This is a genomic window from Streptomyces lushanensis (assembly GCF_001700515.1).
In the GTDB taxonomy this organism is placed as follows: domain Bacteria; phylum Actinomycetota; class Actinomycetes; order Streptomycetales; family Streptomycetaceae; genus Streptomyces; species Streptomyces lushanensis.
On the sequence record NZ_MAUD01000365.1, the window covers coordinates 1 to 17,651 of the forward strand.

Consider the following 17,651-nt stretch of genomic DNA (forward strand, 5'->3'; position numbering starts at 1 on the left):
TGTCCGCGCGGGCCGCGGACACCTACATCCTCGCCTCCTCCGAGAAGATCGGCACGGCCTCGCGGTTCCGCGTGCTGCCCTGGGAGAAAGTCAGCGGACTGATCACCGACGCCGACCCTCGCGACGCGGTCGTCGAGCAACTCGAAGCGCACGGTGTCGAGATCCTGGCAGCCGACTGACAATGAGGGTATGGAAAACGCTCTGTGGGACCGGCTGTCGGTGGAGGTGCGCCGGGAGGTGGACCGCCTCGTTTCGGCGGGGCGGAACGTGCATGCCATGGCTCTGATACGTGAGCACGCCGGTCTGCCGACGCCGCATCTGCACGACTGCCTCGACGTGGTGGACCAGCGATTCAACGTATTGCGGCACGGACCGACGAGTTCGTGACAATGCCTCGCGTGATGGTCACCTGTCGCGGCGGTTTGCGCGGCATGCGGTGAACGGCCGGGCCCGGACAGCCCGATGTGCGCCCCGGATCGGTTCGTGATCTCCCCCCGGCTAGAGTCCGTCTTCTTGCGAAGCACACGTATTCACGATCAGGGGGCGGGACATATGAAGCACATCCGGACCGGAGGGTGGGCGGGGATAGCCTTCGCCGTGCTGGCCGCGACCACCGCGTGCGGCACGGAAGCGGTGAGCAAGGCCGCCGACGCCGTCAGCCACGCCGACGCGATCATGGCGGCGCTGACCCGCGCGTCGGACAAGGCGTCGAAGCTCGGTTCGGCCGAGATCGAGACGACCACGACGATCGCCGCGGCCGGCGGCAAGCCCGTGTCCATGGACGGCACCTACTCGTGGGGCGACGGCGCGGCGCTCGATGTCGAGATGGACACCGTGAACGCGCAGATGCAGTCCCTCCAGGACGACCCCACGCTGACGATGAAGATGGTCGACGGGGCGTACTACTACGAGGTGGACCCGCAGTCCAGCGGCCCGCTCAAGGGCAAGCACTGGATGCGGATCGACGTCTCGGCCGCGGTGGGGGAGTCGGGCGCGGACAGCATCGCGGACAACGCCGACCCGACGGCGGGCCTGCGCTACATCGGCGCCTCGAAGGACGTGGCGAATCTCGGTGAGGAGACGGTCCGCGGCAAGAAGGCCACCCACTACCGGGGCAGTGTCGGCACGAGCCAGGTCAACACGTCCGACCTCACGGCCCAGGAGAAGAAGGCCGCCATCAACTCCCTGAAGGGGAGCGGCGGGAAGATGACCTACGACATCTGGGTCGACGGGAAGGACCTGCCCGTCCGCGTGAAACAGAGCGGCGGCGGCATGACGATCACCATGGACTTCCTGAAGTTCGGCGCGATCAAGCCGGTCACGGCCCCGCCTGCCGCTGACACGGGAGACCTCACCGAGCAGGTCAAGAAGCAGCGCGAGCAGTCGCTGGGCCAGTGAGACATTGACGACCACCAAGGCGGCCACGCCCGTGTGAACGACGCGGTCGGCCAACTCCGCCCCGCTGGAGCTTTTCCAGCGGGGCGGAGTGCTGCGGAGTGGGTGCTGCGGAGAGGCGTGCTGTGCCGACCGGCGAGGGGGCGTCGACGCGGGCAGGATGCCGCCGCGCGAACACGTACCGAAAGCGAGCCGCCGCCAGGCACCGTAGCGCGGACGCGGACCGGTCACCTTTTGCGTGAAGACGATCAGCCGGGCTGGTTGCACCCGGATGTGCGCGTCATCATGACTTCTCATGATGGGCAAACGAGGTGGGGCGTTCGGCTACGGGGCCGTCACCGCGCTCCTGCTCGGGGCGGCGGTCGCGCTCAGTGGGTGGACGTTACCCCGGGCCGTGGTGGGCGATGTCGATCCTGTGGGAATGGCGATCGGTCTGACCGCACTGGCGGTCAGTGTGTGGACCGGGTGGCTCACTGTTCGCTCCCTGCGCTGGCAGGAAGCCGCGTCGGCGGAGGTGGCGGAGCGGCTGGCCGTGGAGGTACTGGACGCCGAGCGCGCGGCGGGGCGTCAACTGCTGGGTGACCATGACAAGGCCATTGACATCCGGTTCACCCATCTTCCCGCTCCTGCGCACAACGCCGATGACGCCGGTGCGGAGGGGCGACTGGAAGAGGTGGCGGAGTACTACCGGCTTCTGCAGCCGCGTCGGCTGGTGATCACCGGCGCACCGGGGGCGGGCAAGACGGTGTTGGCCGTGCAGTTGATGCTTCGCCTCCTGGAGACCCGCATGGCACAGGACCCGGTGCCGGTGCGGTTGTCCTTGGCCTCGTGGAACACCGAACAGCCGGTGGACGAGTGGATCGCCCGCCACCTGGTCGACGCCTACCGCCTGTCCGTGACGGCGGCCGAGGCGTTGGTGAAGGCCCGCCGTGTGCTGCCGGTGCTCGACGGCCTGGACGAGATGGACGCCGACCCCGATCCCGGCTACGCCTCCCGGGCCGGCCGGGCGGTGCGCGCCTTCAACGCCTACCAGCAGTCCACGGGCAAAGCGGGGCTGGTGCTGACCTGCCGCAGCCGGGCCCACGAGGCGCTGGCAGCGGCGGGAGTGTGGGCCCACGACGCCGCACGGGTGGAGATCCGCCCGGTTGATCCGGATTCGGTGCAGCGGTTTCTCCGTGACCGGGTCGACGACCCGGCACGCTGGAGCCCGGTGCGGGAGGCGTTGGCACAGGACCCGCACGGGCCGCTGGCTACCGGGCTGTCCACGCCTTGGCGGCTGACGCTGGCGGTGACCGTCTACGAGGAACGCCTGCCCGACGGTACCTATCGGCGTCATCCGCGGACCCTGCCCGGCCTGGCTCTGGACACCTCCGAGGCGGTCGGGAAGCACCTGCTGGGGCTGCTCATCCCCGCTGCCGCCGCCCGGCGTCCCGCTCCTCGCGGAGCCGTCTACACCACCGACGAGGTCCGCGCCTGGCTCGCCATGCTTGCCGCCTACCTGCAGCAGAACGCGATCACCGGCCGACAGGTGGGCGGGCGGCTGTTGTCCGGCACCGACATCGTCCTGCACGAGTTATGGCCCCTGGCCGGCACCCGCCTGCCCCGAGCCGTCAGCACCGCACTGGTCGCGGCGCTTTCCACGGTCGGTTCGGCGGCACTCCTCCTCCTGCTGCCGCCCACCGGCACGTCCTTGATCACGTATTTCATTGTGGGCGTTGTCGCTCTGGGCAGCGTGCTGACGACCTGCACGGCGTGGCGGGACGTCTGGCCGGAGCCGGTCCGAATGGATCTGGGGCGACTGCGTACACCTGTCGGCCGGCGCCACTTCGCAAGGGCGTTCGTGCTCGGTCTCGCGTCCGCGACCGTGGCCGGAGTCGTGTCCGCGATCACGATCGGGTCCGTGTTCGGCCTGGCATTCGGGCTCACGGTAGGGCTCATAACGGGGCTCGTGACCGGGCTCGCCAGTCACGGGACTCCGGGAGTCATGGATCCCAACGGCGTCGTACGCAACGATCTCGCAGCCTGGTTGTTGTACTCGCTCTCGACGTTCCTCGTGTTCGGTTTTGGGTTCAGCTTGGTTTTCGGGCTCGTGGTCGGACTCGTGTCCTTGGTCACCGTCGCAGTCGTGATCACACTCGCGAGTGTGCTCATGCACGGGCCCAGGACGGGGCTCTCAACCGGGAACAGGGGGATGGCGAGCATTCGGTACGTGGCCTTGTTGCTGTGTACACGCCGCTGGGGGAGCCGACGGCTCCCTTGGCGGCTGGGCCGGTTCCTCGACTGGTGCTACGGCGCCGGCCTGATCCGGGTCGCCGGAATCGCCTACCAGTTCCGACACCGCGAACTCCAGGAATATCTCGCCCTCCACATCGACAGCGATCCGTCCGCCGGGACGGACGAGCCGTCTTGAGGGACGGCAGGGAGCACGATCTGACGCCGTCGTCACGGTCACCGAGCATGACGTCGGGGCTGCGGTGGGGTTGGCCACGCTCGCCCCGCACGGGCGGCACTGCCTGGTTCCGCCGCCTGTGCGAAACCCGCGGCAGGCCGTCGGCGGGATCTGTGGTGGTGACAGGGCGGGACCGTCGGGAGGGCATCGCACGCCCCTGGGGTGCACCGCTTTCGCGCTGCGGCAGGTGATCGAGAAAAACGGTTTTGTTGTCCCTGAAACAGGTGATTGCCGCCTTCGGGGAGCGGATCAGGGCTCCTCGTCCGGAAGGCTGGGCCCGCCCGCATGGGCCATTTCGCATCCCTTGTGTCGCCGTGGTCGCGGCTTTGCGCTGCCCCGGAGACAGAAGGCTTCAGGAAGGCCGCAACAACCATGACGTACACGGTGACGACGAATCTGCTGAGTGCCGCCGGGGTCAAGGACGCGCTGCAGGGGTCCCACGGTCCGGGGCTGGCGGTGCAGACATACGCGCAGCTGGTTCGTTCGAGTGTGGACATGAAGGTCGATGCTCTGGAGAAGGTGGAGGATTTCACCAAGGAGCTGGGTGAGGCGGGCACGAAGGCCGCGCAGGAGGGGCTGGCAGCCCTGAAGAAGATCAACACGCATCTCGCCGCGGCGCGGGGCCACGCCCAGACATGGAACAACACGCTCCTGCCGCAGATGATCCATACCAATGAGGACGTTCGCGGGTACAGCCTTGAGTTCAAGGTGCTGGGGGACGCCGCGCTGAAGCAGCTGACCGACGCCAAGGGCAAGAGCGACCAGGTGATCAAGGAGGCCCTGACGAGCGCGGGCGGCAAGCTGCAGCAGCTCAGCGACAACGTCGAGGAGCGTGCCACGCGGGTGCAGGACATGGTCAAGCCGCTGGGCAGCTTCCAGAAGGATCTCCAGACGGACGCCACGGCGTTCAGCGACGACAAGACGACCGTCGACGCGGTCCTGACGGGTGACAAGAGCTGGGTGCAGAGCATCTCGACGGAGATGGAGAGCCTGCGGGACGGGATCAAGAAGGACAACTGGGAGATCGCCGGCGGCTCGCTCATGATCGCTGTCGGTGTGGTGGTCGGTGTGGTAGGCGGAGTTCTCATCGCGACCGGGGTCGGCGCCGGCGTGGGGCTGGCCGTCATCGGCGCGGGGGTCTGTATCGCGGGCGGCGGAGTGGCCCTCACCACCATCGCCGGGATCGACCTGCACAAGAAGCAGGAGGCCCTCGCGGCGGACCAGAAGAAGCTCACCCTGCTGAAGGGGTGCGTGTCGTCGTTCCAGACGTCCCAGTCGGTCGTCACCTCGCTCGCCTCCGCGGCGACCGAGGCCGCCAAGGGGGCCGAGACCCTGTACACGGCCTGGCTCGCGCTGGTGTCCCAGCTCAAGGAGGTCGTGGAGATGATCGACGAGGCCGTCAAGTCGGGCTCCTCCACCAAGTTGGAGCAGGCGCGGGAGAACACCGCTCTGCTCTTCCAGGCCGCCGTCAAGGAATGGGAGACGGCCCATGCGACCTCGGACAACATCTCCAAGGCCCTGAGCGGTCTCCAGGGTGATCCCAAGAAGGACATCAAGGAGGTCAAGAAGCTGCAACTCGCGGCCTAGTCAGGTACGTGCGCGCAGGGCCGGGTCCGGGCGAAGTCCGGCCCTGCGCGCACGCCCGGTCTCATCCGTGTCCAGCCACCAGTCAGGAGTACGCGAATGACACAACCGACCACCGAGGCCGTTTCACAGGCGCTTGTCGCGACCCACAGCCCCGCGATCGCCGTACAGAGCCTCACCACGTGCCTCGGCCTGATTCCTCCCCTGCGATTCGATGTTCTGGAGGACAGGGCGGCGGAGGAGCTGAAACAACTCGAAGCGGGCGTACGGGAGAAAGCCGTACGGGCCCTCAAGGCCGTTGACGACCACGCTGAACTGGTCGAGGATTTCGCGGGTCACTGGGACAGCTCGCTGCTGCCGTCATTTCTCGACACGGCGGCGGACGTCGACGGCCATGCCAAACAGGTCGAGACATTCGGGAGCAGTCTCCGGAAGAAGATCGCCGATCTGGGACCGCAGCCCACCCGTGAACAGCAGAAGGATGTCCTGGAATCCGTCCAGTCCGGTCTGGGAGCACTGCGTGACACCTTGACGCACCGTACGGCCCGAGCCGCACAACTGGCCAAGGACCTGCCCGCCGGCGCCGGTCGTGCCAAGAAGGCGGGCGATGCCTTCGCCAAGGACCGGGACGCCGTCGACCAGGCCGTCACCGGCAAGGGCGGCGTCATCGACGCGATCAACCAGCGTGTCGCCGCGCTCGGCAAGGAACTGGCCGATGACGCCGCGAAGATCGCCCAGGGCCAGTTCGGCAAGGTGCCCGGCATCGGCCTCATGGTGGTCGGCGCCGTCGTCGTCCTCGCGGGACAGCCGTCGGCCGGACTCGGTGTGTTCACCACAGGAATCGGACTGCTGACCCAGGAAGGTCTCACCCTCGGCGGCGTCGATCTCAGCCGGGAGAAGAAGGAACTGGCCGGCCTCCAGCAGGACTTGAGCATCCTCCAGGCGTCCATCACCCGCTTCGGCACCACCCAGGACGCCGTCACCAGGCTCGGCGAGAACATCTCGCACAGCTCCGACGCGGGGCCCGCTCTGCATCAGGTCTGGCTCGATCACGATCAGCACCTGTCGGAGACCGTCGCCCTCATCACCAAGGCCCTCGCGGACCCCGGCTCGGATCTCGCCGGGGTCGTCAGGGACACGGACCGCTTCCTCGCCGCGAGCATGCACACCTGGGCCGAAGGCCGGAAGACCGCGACAACGGTCACCAGCGGCCTCGCCGGCATCGAGAAGAACATCGACAAGAGCCTGCTCGACCAGCCGCACCTCGCGGCCTGACCAAGGACGGACCGGCAGATGACACGGACGGACCGCGACCCGGCACCCACCTACGGCCACTCGCTCATGTTCCTGTACGACAGGGCGCTGGGGGCGGCGTGCGAAAGCCTCAGGTACTACGTCATGGCCAGCCAGAGCAAGTACGCCTCGTACCTGCTGAATCAATGCCTGTTGTCGGGAAACGTCTGGGGTACCGACTGGATCCACCGCTCCTACCGCGATCTGGTGACCATTCCTTTCGCCGATCTTGTGCACCGGAAAGACACGGGCGAGATCGACAAGCGGGTCGGTGGGCAGTACAAGGATTACTACCGGCCGAATGACTCGAACGCGGGAATCGCTCAATTCCACTCCTATATGGGGGATTTCGCCAGCAACCGTAGTCTGGTCCTGGGGGAAACCCCCGAGGAGAAGGACAAGGAGCTGTGGCAAAAGGCCTGCGACGCCATCAACGATCTCAACGAGCAGTTCGAAAGCCTCAACACCAAGCTCGACCAGCTCGGTTCCTCGATCAGCGAGACACTGACCATGGTCCATGAGTGCAAAGGCGATTCGACCTGTCTGGAAGGGGCGATCACCGAGTGGAAGACCGTCATGGAGACCGCCCAGCAGATCGACGGCCCTGAGAAGTGAGACAGGGTGGTGTGCGCGGGTCGTGAGAACGCCCCGCGCACCACTGGGGCGATACGCCGTAGACACCGGACAGGGCCGGGTCGGCACGTCCAGCCGGCGAACGCCGAGGCGCGGCCGTCGGTGACCTCGGAGTCGGTAAGGACCGCGGACAGCCGCAGCTCGTGGCTGCGGCAGCTCACCCGGCTCGACGTTCCCCGACGCGTCGCCCAACTCGCGCCGCTCGCCCCGCCCCCCGCCGTGGTCGCGGAAATGTCCGGCGGTCCGGAGGGCGCAGCCCGTGCCTCGGACAGGGCCTGGGGCGTGTTTCGAAAGTAGCGCCGTCCGCCCGAAGGGCGGGGCCCGCGGCGTCTGGTGCGTGCGATCGCAAGGCGGAGGATCGTGCTCGTACCGGACGTACTCGCACGACTCCGACAACGCGGCGAGCGTGCGTGCCAGGCGTCGCGTGCCAGGCGGGCTTTCGAAACACGCCCCAGGAGAGCCTGGCCGTCGACGGCCAGGCTCTCCTGCCGGAACCGGAGGCCCGTCCCGGATGCGGGTGGGCACCGCACTCACCGCCCCTACCACCGGGACGACCGGCTCCCCCCCCGCACCGCGTGCGCCTGGGCGGCGCGCATGGCCACATCCTGAATCCACGGCCCCGCGACCCGCCATGATGGACTCCGCGTTCTCGACCAGGCCGCCACGACGGCCGCACGGCACGGGCTCGTGCACCAACCGCGCGGCACCGGGACCATCGGGTCCATGAGCGAGGGGCCGACCGGGCCCCGGCCACGGTGACCAGGGAGATCACGCGTGAGTGACAAGCAGCGGGCCGTCACCGAAGACCATCCGCGCCCTGGCCGGCTGCCGGGCCGACGGAGCTCCAGCTCCCGAATCACCGCCACTGCCCCTCGCACACCCATCCGGAGAGCAACATGAATCGTGCACCTGTTCCTTCCAAGGGGACTTCCTTACCCGACCCGTTCCGGCCCGCCGGGCAGGGCACCGCCCGCCGTGCGGCACACCAGGACACGAGGTGGGGAGCGTGAGCGACGGCACCGGCACCGGCCGGGCGGCGTCCCGCGAGGTACCGGCGCCGAGGCGAGCGGAACTGCCGCTGCCGCCGGCCGTCGTACCGGCCGGTCCGCAGGACGGTGACATCACCGACGCGATGGAGGAGGCGTACTGGTCGGTCTACGACGGTGCCGCGGCGCAGGCGACCGTACGGCAGGTCCTCGCGCGCCTGCCGCGGATCGTCCGCCGGATCGGCCGCCTGGCCTGGGACGCCGACAAGGGCGCGACCACCGCGGTGGTCCTGCTGCAACTGGCCTCGGCCGCGATGAGCGCGTTCGGTCTGATGGCCTCGGTCGCCGTCCTGCGTGAACTCTTCGCCGCCGGCCCCACACCGGACAAGGTGCGCGCCGCGGTCCCGCAGATCCTCCTCGTCGTGGGCTTCCTCGCCGCACGGGCCCTGCTCGAGGCAGGCGTGGCCGTCGCCCAGGCCCGGGTCACACCGAGGATCCGTACGGCCTTGGAGCGCGACTTCCTCACCCTGACGTCCCATGTGCGCCTGGAGGTCGTCGACGACGCGGACTGGCACGACGACGCCTACCGCGCCAACGACCGCGGCCTGTTCTACGCCCGCCAGATCGTCGGCCAGGTCGTCTCACTCGCCTCCGCCCTGCTCGGCCTGGTGGGCACGGCGGGCGTGCTCGGCATCCTCCACCCCGCACTCCTGCCGCTCCTGCTGCTGTCCGTCCTGCCGGTCGGCGCCGCCGCCGTACGCACCGCTCGGGCCCGCTTCCACTCCTTCAAGCGCTGGAACGCGCTGCAACGCCGGGTCCGGGTCTTCTCCTGGCTGCTGCTGGAACAGGACGCCGCCGCCGAGCTGCGCTCGGACACCGCGCAGGGCGCGCTGCTCGACGAGCACCGGCGGCTGACGACGAGGATCGCCGAGGAGGACACCCGGCTGGGGGTGAGCTCGGCCGTCCTGACCCTGGCCGGGCGGGCCGTCGGAGGGCTCGGCACCGGCATCACCTACACCGCGCTCGGCGCGATGCTGATCGCCGGATGGCTGCCGCTGGCCGCGGGCGCCGGCGCGGTTCTCGCCATCCAGGCCGGGCAGACCTCCCTGACCCGGCTCGTCGATGTCGCCCATCTCGTCTACGAGCACGCCATGTGGGTCGACGACCTGCTGAACTTCCAGCGGCGGTGCCGTGAGCTGCAGCCCCGGCAGCGGGAGCTGACCGCTCCCGAGACGGTCAGGACCATCGCGCTGGACAATGTCTCCTTCACCTACCCGGGCAAGGACACCCCGGCGCTGGACGGTGTCTCCCTGACCCTGCGAGCGGGCCAGACGGTCGCGTTCGTGGGCGTCAACGGCTCCGGGAAGTCCACCTGCGCGCGGCTGATCGCCGGTCTGTACGACGCCCAGGGCGGCGAGGTCCGCTGGGACGGGGTGAACGCGCTGGACATGGACACCGAGTCGCTACAGGCACGGGTGGCCACCGTGCTCCAGGACCCGGTGCGCTTCCCCTTCAGCGCGTTGTCCAACCTCACCGTCTCGCGGGGCACCCTCACCGAGGCCGAGCCGCGGCGGGCCCTGGAGGCCGCGCGGGCCTCCGGCGCCGACCAGGTCATCGCCGGCCTGCCCGGGGGATGGGAGGCCCTGCTCTCCAAACGTTTCCGGGGCGGCCAGGAACTGTCCGCCGGACAGTGGGCGAAGATCGCCGTCGCCCGCGGCCTGTACAAGAACGCGCCGGTCCTGCTGCTGGACGAGCCGACCGCGAGCATGGACCCCCGCGCCGAACACGCCGTCTACCAGGCGGTACTGCGCGGCGAACACCGCGAGGACCAGATCACCGTACTGATCTCCCACCGCCTGGCGAGCGTCGTCGAATGCGACCGGATCTACGTCTTCGACCGCGGACGCGTCACCGAATCCGGCTCACACCAGGACCTCATGGGCCTCGGCGGCGACTACGCGCAGATGTTCACCCTCCAGGCCGCCGGATACCGGACCGGCCCGGCAACCGGGAAGACAGCGTGACAGCCCGCTTCCACACCCCCGGAAGCCCTCGCCGTCGACATGGCGCGCCGGCGCACGGTGAACACGGTGCCCCGTGACGCAGGCCGCCGCCCGCGTACTCCGCCGCGGTTGAACTCGCCATCAGGTGACCGGTTTGCAGGTACATGGCCACTGCGGCCATGGCGTGTAATACCCGTTATCAACGCACCCACCACAAGGAGATCCATGCGATTGGCGAAGGCTGCGACAACAGGACTACTCGCCATCTCCGTCACCGGGGCCCTGCTCGCCGGCACAGCCGGCGCCGCCGAACAGGGATCCAGAGCCACCTGTCTCTACCCCTACGTATGTGTCATCAAGAACAACAACATCATCGGGCAGTTCCAGGACCTGACGGGAGGATGGCAGTTCCTGGCGTCGAAACCCGCCGCCCCGCTGACTGTCGTGAACACCCGCAGCGGCGTCGCGCACGTTCGCTGGACCACCGGCGCGACCGCATGCCTTCCCCCGAGCTCAACGATCGGATTCAGCTCGGGACAGCTGGACGCCGTGCGTATCTCCAGCTCCACAACCTGCTGAGCCCGCTGCCGCGGACCCGGGCGCGCCCTCACCGCGCACCCGTACGCCCGCCCCGGGCCGTGGTCCGGGGCGGGCGGTCCAGCACCTCGTACTGATCACGCAAACCCGCCGGCACGCACGCGCCTGCGAACGCCGCGTCCAGAACTCGCGGCGGTCGGCGGCCCCGCCCGTACCCCGCGCTACCGGCCGATCAGCGGCAGCACGGGGAAAGTGTGGTTCTGCCAGATCAGGCGGGAGGGCTCTTCCGGGTAGGCGGTGACGGACGAGGGGGTGTCGAAGCGCTGAACGAGGCGTTGACCGGTGTCGTAGGCGGGCCAGCCGGGGTCGCCGTGGGCGGCGAACGAAGTCCATGCGGCGCGCATCCGGGCGGACAGGTCCTCGGCCTCGGGCGAGGGTGTCTCACCGATCAGCATGGCGGACTGGCCGCGGTCCAGGTGGCCGAACACGAGTGGTACGTCGAGGCCGTGGCAGGCGCCCAAGGCGCCGCCCATGCCGGGGGCCGGCCAGGTCAGCTCGTAGACGTGCGCGCGGCCACCGGCAGCCGTCTGGGCCTCGGCGAGATGGAGCGACGGCATGCGGAACAGCCAATCGGAGTGGACCAGTTCGTACAGCTCGTCCGGGCCCGCCGCAGGGAATGCCTCGCGGTAGCGGCGGGCTCCGTCCGGGCCGGGCGCGAAGACACGGAGGGCGTCCGCCGCCTGCTCCTCGCCGACCTCACCGAGCAGACCGCCGAGGGCGGTGAACAGGCGCTGCTCGTCGCGCGTGTGGCCGACGAGGAGTTCGATGCCGCGGCCGGCGCCGTCGGCCAACGCCTGCCACGGTGTGACGGCCAGGACCTCGCCGTCGACGACGGGTGAGAACAGGACTGTTCTGTGCGCGGGCTGCCCCCAGCGTGGTGCCCACTGGTCCATCCTGGCGCCGACGAGGCCGGCGGCGGCGGACAGCTGACGGGGGGCGATGCCGGACAGGTCGGCCACCGTGGGGCGCAGTCCCAGCTCGGCGGCACAGGCGGCCGTGATGTCCGCGGCAAGCTCGGGCGAGAAGAACGTGCCCGGCACGCTCTGTGCGACGGCCCGGTGGAAGAGCCCGGCCGCCCGCGGCATGGCCAGCAGCGCGGCGACCGATCCTCCCCCCGCCGACTCGCCGAAGAGCGTCACCCGGCCGGGGTCGCCGCCGAAAGCCCGGATGTTGTCGCGCACCCACTCAAGCGCGGCGACCTGGTCGAGCAGGGCCCGGTTGGAGGGAGCGCCCTCGATCTGGGCGAAGCCCTCGATACCCACGCGGTAGTTGAACGTCACCACGACGACGCCGCCGTCCCGCGCGAGCCGGCCACCGTCGTACTCGGGGAGGCCGGACGTGCCGATCACATAACCGCCGCCCTGGATCCACACCATCACCGGCGCTCCCGCGTCCGGGCCGGGTTCGGGCGACCACACGTTCACCGTCAGCCAGTCGTCGCCCGCGTCCCGCGACGCCGCGTCGGCACCGAAGTGTCCGCCCTGCGGGGGCGGCGGGCCGTACGAGAGGGCCTCGCGCACCCCGCTCCAGCCCCGTACGGGCCGCGGCGCGGCGAAGCGCAGCACGCCGACCGGGGGCTCGGCGAACGGGATGCCGCGGAAGACCGCCACACCCGCCTCCCGGCCGCCGCGCAGCTCCCCGGCCGCCGCGCGGACCACGGGCCGGGATCCGGACGGCTGGGACTCGGAATCGGTCATCACGACTTCCCTCAAGCGGGAGGAGAGGGCACGAGGCAGCCCCGGACCCGCAGATGGTCCACCACGGGCGGGACGCCGCGCCAGCGGTTTACGGATGCCCCGGGCCGCTGGAGCCGGCGGTGGACCCACACCTACTTCGTGGACGCGGTGGACACCTCGGGCAACTCCGTCCGCACCCTGGCCGGCGACCCTACGGGACGCCGCACACCACCGTCACCGAGTACGACCTGCGGCCCGTCGTACACCGGCACCACGGCCGCCGCCGGCACCACGCACGTCCACCGGGTGACGGCGCTCCACGCCGATGGCACCGAATCCGCCCCCGGCGACGCCTGGGCCGCCCCGGCTCCTCGGCAGTCCGGGTAGGCACCACGAAGGGGGCCCGGAGAACGGACCAGGCCGTATCCGGCACCCGGCCACCCTGGACATGGCCGAAACCCCTTGTCCGGAGGCGGGCGCGGGGAGCTCCGGCCGGTGTCCCGACCCTCTCCCCTGTGAAATTGTGAGATATGGGAGCGTGAGCGGGTGAGTGAGACGACGACTAAGACCCTGCAATACCGCCTCGACGGTCCTGAAGACGCACCCGCGCTGATCCTGGGGCCCTCTCTGGGCACCACATGGCACATGTGGGACCGGCAGGTGCCCGAGCTGGCCCGTCAGTGGCGGGTGATCCGCTTCGATCTGCCGGGCCACGGCGGCGCGCCCGCGCATCCCGCCGGCAGCGTTCCCGAGCTGGCGGAACGGCTGCTGGCCACGCTCGACGGGCTCGGGGTGCAGCGCTTCGGATATGTGGGCTGCTCCATCGCCGGTGCCGTGGGCGCGGAGCTGGCGCTGCGCCGTCCCGACCGGATCGCCTCGCTCGCCGTGGTGGCCGCCTCGCCACGGTTCGGCACGGCCGACGAGTTCCGCCAGCGTGGAGTGATCGTCCGGGCCAACGGTCTGGATCCGATGGCCCGCACCGCGCCCGAGCGGTGGTTCACCGCGCACTTCGCCGCCGCCCAGCCGGCCATCGTGGAATGGGCCGTCCAGATGGTCCGCACCACCGATCCCGGCTGCTACATAGCCGCCTGCGAGGCGCTCGCCGCCTTCGACATCCGCGCGGAGCTGGGCCGTATCACCGTACCGACGCTGGTCCTGGTCGGTGCCGAGGACAAGGTCACCGGACCGGCCGAGGCCCGCACCCTGGTGGCCGGGATACCGGACGCCCGGCTCGCCCTGGTGCCCGGCGCCTCCCATCTCGCGCCGGTCGAGCAGCCCGCCGCCGTCACGGATCTGCTCGTCCACCACTTCTCCACGGCCTGGTACAACCCGTCCGACACCTCCACCGGGCTGACCGTGCTGCCCGACCGGCCGCTCCGGCCCACCGTTTCCGCGCCGGCCGTACCGGTCGCCGAGATCGCTCCCGCCGAGCAGCCGGAGGCTGTCTCCGCCGGGCGCCCCGATCCGTACGAGGCGGGGATGCGGGTCCGCCGGCAGGTCCTCGGGGACGCGCACGTGGATCACGCCATGGCCACCGCGGACGACTTCGTCGGCGACTTCCAGGAGCTGATCACCCGCTATGCCTGGGGCGAGGTGTGGACCAGGAACGCCCTGGACCGCCGCACCCGCAGCGCGGTCACCCTGACCGCGCTGATCGCGGGCGGGCACATGGAGGAGCTGGCCTTCCACACCCGGGCCGCGCTGCGCAACGGTCTGACCCCCGCGGAGATCAAGGAGGTGCTGCTCCACTCGGCCGTCTACTGCGGTGTTCCGGCCGCGAACACGGCGTTCCGGGTGGCGCGGACCGTGATCCAGGAGGAGACCACGCCCGAGCCGTAGCAGGATGGCAGAAGGGGTCCGGCGACGCGGGATCCGGCCGCGCGGGGAGCGACCGCGCGGGAACCGACCAGGCGAGAGAAGAGGTGGTCACCGGTGAGGCTCATCAAGAAGACGCACGCCTGCGTCCGGCTGGAGAAGGACGGACGGACGCTGGTCATCGATCCGGGCATCTTCACCGAGGAGGACGCGGCCGTCGGCGCGGACGTCATCCTCATCACGCACGAGCATCCCGACCACTTCCACGAGGGCCGGCTGCGGGCGGGCCTGGAGGCCGGCCCGGCGGCGGAGCTGTGGACACTGCGCAGTGTCGCCGAGCGGGTCTCCGCGGCCTTCCCGGGCCGGGTCCACACCGTCGGCCACGGCGACGCCTTCTCCGCGGCCGGCTTCGACGTACGGGTGCACGGCGAACTGCACGCGGTGATCCATCCGGACATTCCGCGGATCACCAACGTGGGCTTTCTGGTGGACGGCTCGGTCTTCCACCCGGGCGACGCGCTGACCGTCCCCGACGAGCCGGTGGAGACGCTGATGCTGCCCGTGCAGGCGCCCTGGAACAAGATCTCCGAGGTGATCGAGTACGTACGGGAGGTCAAGCCGCTGCGCACGCTCGATGTCCATGACGCCCTGCTCACCGAGCTGGCCAGGCCGCTCTACGACACCCATCTCGGCAATCTGAGCGGCGCCGACCATGTCCGGCTCGCACCGGGCGACTCCACGGAGGTCTGAGGCCGAGGGCCCGGCGCCGAGTCCTGCCGCCGGGCGCGGTGCGCACGCACCGCCGCGGGAGACCGCTGAGACCTGCCGGGACGTGCCGGGGGCCGGGACCTGCCGGGACGTGCCGGGACCTGCGGGGACACCGACTGTCGGACCCCGCGGATAGGCTGTCCGCATGCGCATCGCGACCTGGAACGTCAACTCGATCACCGCTCGGCTGCCCAGGCTGCTGGCCTGGCTGGAGAGCAGCGGCACGGATGTGTTGTGCGTGCAGGAGACCAAGTGCACCGCCGAGCAGTTTCCCGCCGAACAGCTCCGTGAGCTGGGATACGAGTCGGCGGTCAACGCGAACGGGAGATGGAACGGCGTCGCGCTGATCTCCCGTGTGGGCCTCTCGGACATCGTCAAGGGCCTGCCCGAGGGACCCGAGTACGAGGGCGTGGAGGAGCCGCGCGCGATCTCCGCGATCTGCGGCCCGGTCCGTCTGTGGTCGGTGTACGTGCCCAACGGCCGCGAGGTCGGCCATGACCACTTCGCGTACAAGCTGCGCTGGTTCGAGGCGCTGCGGAAGGCGGTGGCGGACGACGCGGCGGGTCAGCGCCCCTTCGCCGTCCTCGGCGACTTCAATGTCGCGCCGACCGACGAGGACGTCTGGGACCTCTCGCGCTTCGAGGGCGCCACGCATGTCACCCCGGCCGAGCGCGCGGCACTCGCCGCGCTGCGCGAGGAGGGGCTCACGGATGTGGTGCCCCGTCCACTCAAGTACGACCGTCCGTACACCTACTGGGACTACCGTGAGCTCGGCTTCCCCAAGAACCGGGGAATGCGTATCGACCTGGTGTACGGCAACGCACCGTTCGCGGCGGCGGTCAAGGACAGTTTTGTCGACCGCGAGGAGCGCAAGGGCAAGGGCGCTTCGGACCACGCCCCGGTGGTGGTGGAGCTGGACATCTAGATCCGCCGTTCCGCGTGCCCCATGGTGGAGCGGGCGGGGGAGTGGCACTCTGAGCGGTATGAACATTCCTTTTCTGGACAACTGGCGCAAGCGGTACGGCGGTGATCGCAGCGTCTCGCTGGCCGCCGCCGTGCGCGGTGAGCCGGAGGGCGTGGCCGAGCTGCTCTCCGAGTGTGAGCTGCTCCGTGTCCGGGCGGGGCGGGAAGGTCTCCAACTCGACGACTCACCGGCCTCGTTGGAAGCGCTCGACCAGCTTCCGCCGCGCTGGCGGGACGATCCGGAAGAGCTGCCCTGGCTGGGCAACGACGCGGGCCTGTATCTCGGCACGGTGATCGTCCGTACCGTCCCCGGCGCGGTCTGGCACATCTGGCCGGGCGGGCATCCGGTGGTGCGTCTGGCGTCCGGGCGGGAGATCGAGGTGGTCGAGGCGGGGCTCGACTGGGCGGTCACCGGAGCGCCCGAGCTCTCCCAGACGTACGCGGAGGCGGCGGAGGCCTGATCTCGGCCACCGGATATCCCTTGCGTTAAATATCGCTTATGTCCCACTTGTGCGTGTCGTGGGCGAAGTCCCTTGTCCGGCTGGATAGTTTGCGCTGACCTCGACACAGCCGGGAGTGGGGTGGGGCAGCGTATGGCCGTCGGTACGAGAAGAATCCGCACCGCTCTCGTGTCCGCTCCGCTCGTGCTTCTTGCCGCCGCCTCCGGCGCCGGTTGCGGCAGACCGGGCAGCCCGCCCGTCAAGGGCCCGGAGCCCGACGCGCTGCCCCGCTACCGGGTGGACCACACCTTCCGGCTTCCCGGCTCCGCCACCTGGACGGCGGCGCGCAGGCGCGGGCATCTCGTCGTCGGCGCCAAGGAGGACCAGCCGTACATGGGCGAGAAGGACCCGGCGGGCGGTGTCCACTCCGGCTTCGACATCGAGATCGCCAAGATGACGGCCGCCTCCCTCGGCTTCGGCCCGGCGGCGGTCCGCTTCCGTACGATCGCCTCCGCCAACCGCGAAACCGCCCTCCAGAACGGGCAGATCGACTACTACGTCGGCACCTACACCATCAACGACAAGCGCAAGAGGCTCGTCGGCTTCGCCGGCCCCTACTACCTGGCCGGCCAGTCCCTCCTCGTCCGGACCGACGAGCACCGCATCAAAGGGCCGCGCGACCTCGACGGCAGACGTGTCTGCTCGGCCGCGGGCTCCACGCCGTACCAGCGGATCAAGAACGACCACCCGCGTGCCCGACTCGTCGCGTACGACACCTACTCGGTCTGTGTGGACAATCTGCTGACCTACCAGGTCGACGCCGTCACCACCGACGACACCATTCTGATGGGCTACGCGGCCAAGGCGCCCGACGCGCTGAAGGTCGTCGGCAGGCCCTTCTCGAAGGAGCCGTACGGCATCGGCGTCCCGCGTGACGACAACACCCTGAGGTTCGCGCTCGACGACGCCGTCGTGGCGCACGAGAAGAACGGCGACTGGCGCAAGGCCTACGACGCGACTCTCGGCCTCTCCGGCCGCCCGCCCGCGCC

The 17,651-nt window shown here is 70.0% G+C and carries 15 protein-coding genes and 1 pseudogene; 15 read left to right on the forward strand and 1 reads right to left on the reverse strand.

The window, feature by feature from the left end; genetic code table 11:
* The 9 genes and pseudogenes from BFF77_RS37195 to BFF77_RS26200 form a co-directional block, all read left to right on the forward strand.
* Window positions 1-179, forward strand: a pseudogene (locus BFF77_RS37195) (DeoR family transcriptional regulator); the annotation flags it as partial.
* 10 nt (window positions 180-189) lie between these two features.
* Window positions 190-387, forward strand: coding sequence for a hypothetical protein (locus tag BFF77_RS26165; RefSeq protein WP_066954259.1), 198 nt, complete (start codon window positions 190-192; stop codon window positions 385-387).
* A gap of 165 nt (window positions 388-552) precedes the next feature.
* Window positions 553-1,398, forward strand: a complete 846-nt coding sequence (locus BFF77_RS26170) for an SCO4651 family lipoprotein (RefSeq protein ID WP_066954262.1) — start codon at window positions 553-555, stop codon at window positions 1,396-1,398.
* A 418-nt stretch (window positions 1,399-1,816) separates the two neighbouring features.
* Window positions 1,817-3,805, forward strand: a complete 1,989-nt coding sequence (locus tag BFF77_RS26175) for an NACHT domain-containing protein (RefSeq protein WP_245703717.1) — start codon at window positions 1,817-1,819, stop codon at window positions 3,803-3,805.
* A 411-nt stretch (window positions 3,806-4,216) separates the two neighbouring features.
* On the forward strand, window positions 4,217-5,431 hold the full coding sequence (locus BFF77_RS26180) for an HBL/NHE enterotoxin family protein (protein WP_066954268.1): 1,215 nt from the start codon (window positions 4,217-4,219) through the stop codon (window positions 5,429-5,431).
* A gap of 96 nt (window positions 5,432-5,527) precedes the next feature.
* A complete protein-coding gene (locus BFF77_RS26185) occupies window positions 5,528-6,703 on the forward strand; it encodes an HBL/NHE enterotoxin family protein (RefSeq protein ID WP_066954271.1) in 1,176 nt (391 codons plus the stop codon).
* Window positions 6,704-6,721: 18 nt separating this feature from the next.
* On the forward strand, window positions 6,722-7,336 hold the full coding sequence (locus BFF77_RS26190; protein ID WP_066954274.1) for a hypothetical protein: 615 nt from the start codon (window positions 6,722-6,724) through the stop codon (window positions 7,334-7,336).
* A 1,024-nt stretch (window positions 7,337-8,360) separates the two neighbouring features.
* Window positions 8,361-10,364 carry an ABC transporter ATP-binding protein gene (locus BFF77_RS26195; protein WP_066954301.1) on the forward strand — a complete coding sequence of 668 codons (2,004 nt, stop codon included), beginning with the start codon at window positions 8,361-8,363 and terminating at the stop codon, window positions 10,362-10,364.
* Window positions 10,365-10,568: 204 nt separating this feature from the next.
* Window positions 10,569-10,922 carry a hypothetical protein gene (locus tag BFF77_RS26200; RefSeq protein WP_066954277.1) on the forward strand — a complete coding sequence of 118 codons (354 nt, stop codon included), beginning with the start codon at window positions 10,569-10,571 and terminating at the stop codon, window positions 10,920-10,922.
* A 179-nt stretch (window positions 10,923-11,101) separates the two neighbouring features.
* Here the strand turns inward: BFF77_RS26200 and BFF77_RS26205 are convergent, their stop codons facing one another.
* Window positions 11,102-12,637, reverse strand: coding sequence for a carboxylesterase/lipase family protein (locus BFF77_RS26205; RefSeq protein WP_066954280.1), 1,536 nt, complete (start codon window positions 12,635-12,637; stop codon window positions 11,102-11,104).
* A gap of 138 nt (window positions 12,638-12,775) precedes the next feature.
* Here BFF77_RS26205 and BFF77_RS26210 point away from each other — a divergent pair, with 138 nt between their 5' ends.
* The 6 genes from BFF77_RS26210 to BFF77_RS26235 form a co-directional block, all read left to right on the forward strand.
* Window positions 12,776-13,003, forward strand: coding sequence for a hypothetical protein (locus tag BFF77_RS26210; protein ID WP_066954283.1), 228 nt, complete (start codon window positions 12,776-12,778; stop codon window positions 13,001-13,003).
* A 159-nt stretch (window positions 13,004-13,162) separates the two neighbouring features.
* Window positions 13,163-14,455: a bifunctional 3-oxoadipate enol-lactonase/4-carboxymuconolactone decarboxylase PcaDC gene (pcaDC, locus tag BFF77_RS26215; RefSeq protein ID WP_066954286.1), complete on the forward strand. Its 1,293-nt coding sequence runs from the start codon at window positions 13,163-13,165 to the stop codon at window positions 14,453-14,455.
* A gap of 93 nt (window positions 14,456-14,548) precedes the next feature.
* Entirely contained in the window at window positions 14,549-15,181 is a 633-nt protein-coding gene (locus BFF77_RS26220) for an MBL fold metallo-hydrolase (protein ID WP_066954289.1), read from the forward strand.
* 163 nt (window positions 15,182-15,344) lie between these two features.
* Window positions 15,345-16,124, forward strand: coding sequence for an exodeoxyribonuclease III (locus BFF77_RS26225; RefSeq protein WP_066954292.1), 780 nt, complete (start codon window positions 15,345-15,347; stop codon window positions 16,122-16,124).
* Between the two features lie 58 nt (window positions 16,125-16,182).
* The gene (locus tag BFF77_RS26230; RefSeq protein WP_066954295.1) at window positions 16,183-16,623 is read left to right on the forward strand and encodes a DUF6278 family protein; all 441 of its coding nucleotides are present in this window, start codon (window positions 16,183-16,185) and stop codon (window positions 16,621-16,623) included.
* 132 nt (window positions 16,624-16,755) lie between these two features.
* The coding region (locus BFF77_RS26235) for a glutamate ABC transporter substrate-binding protein (protein ID WP_066954298.1) at window positions 16,756-17,651 on the forward strand (896 nt) is incomplete at its 3' end.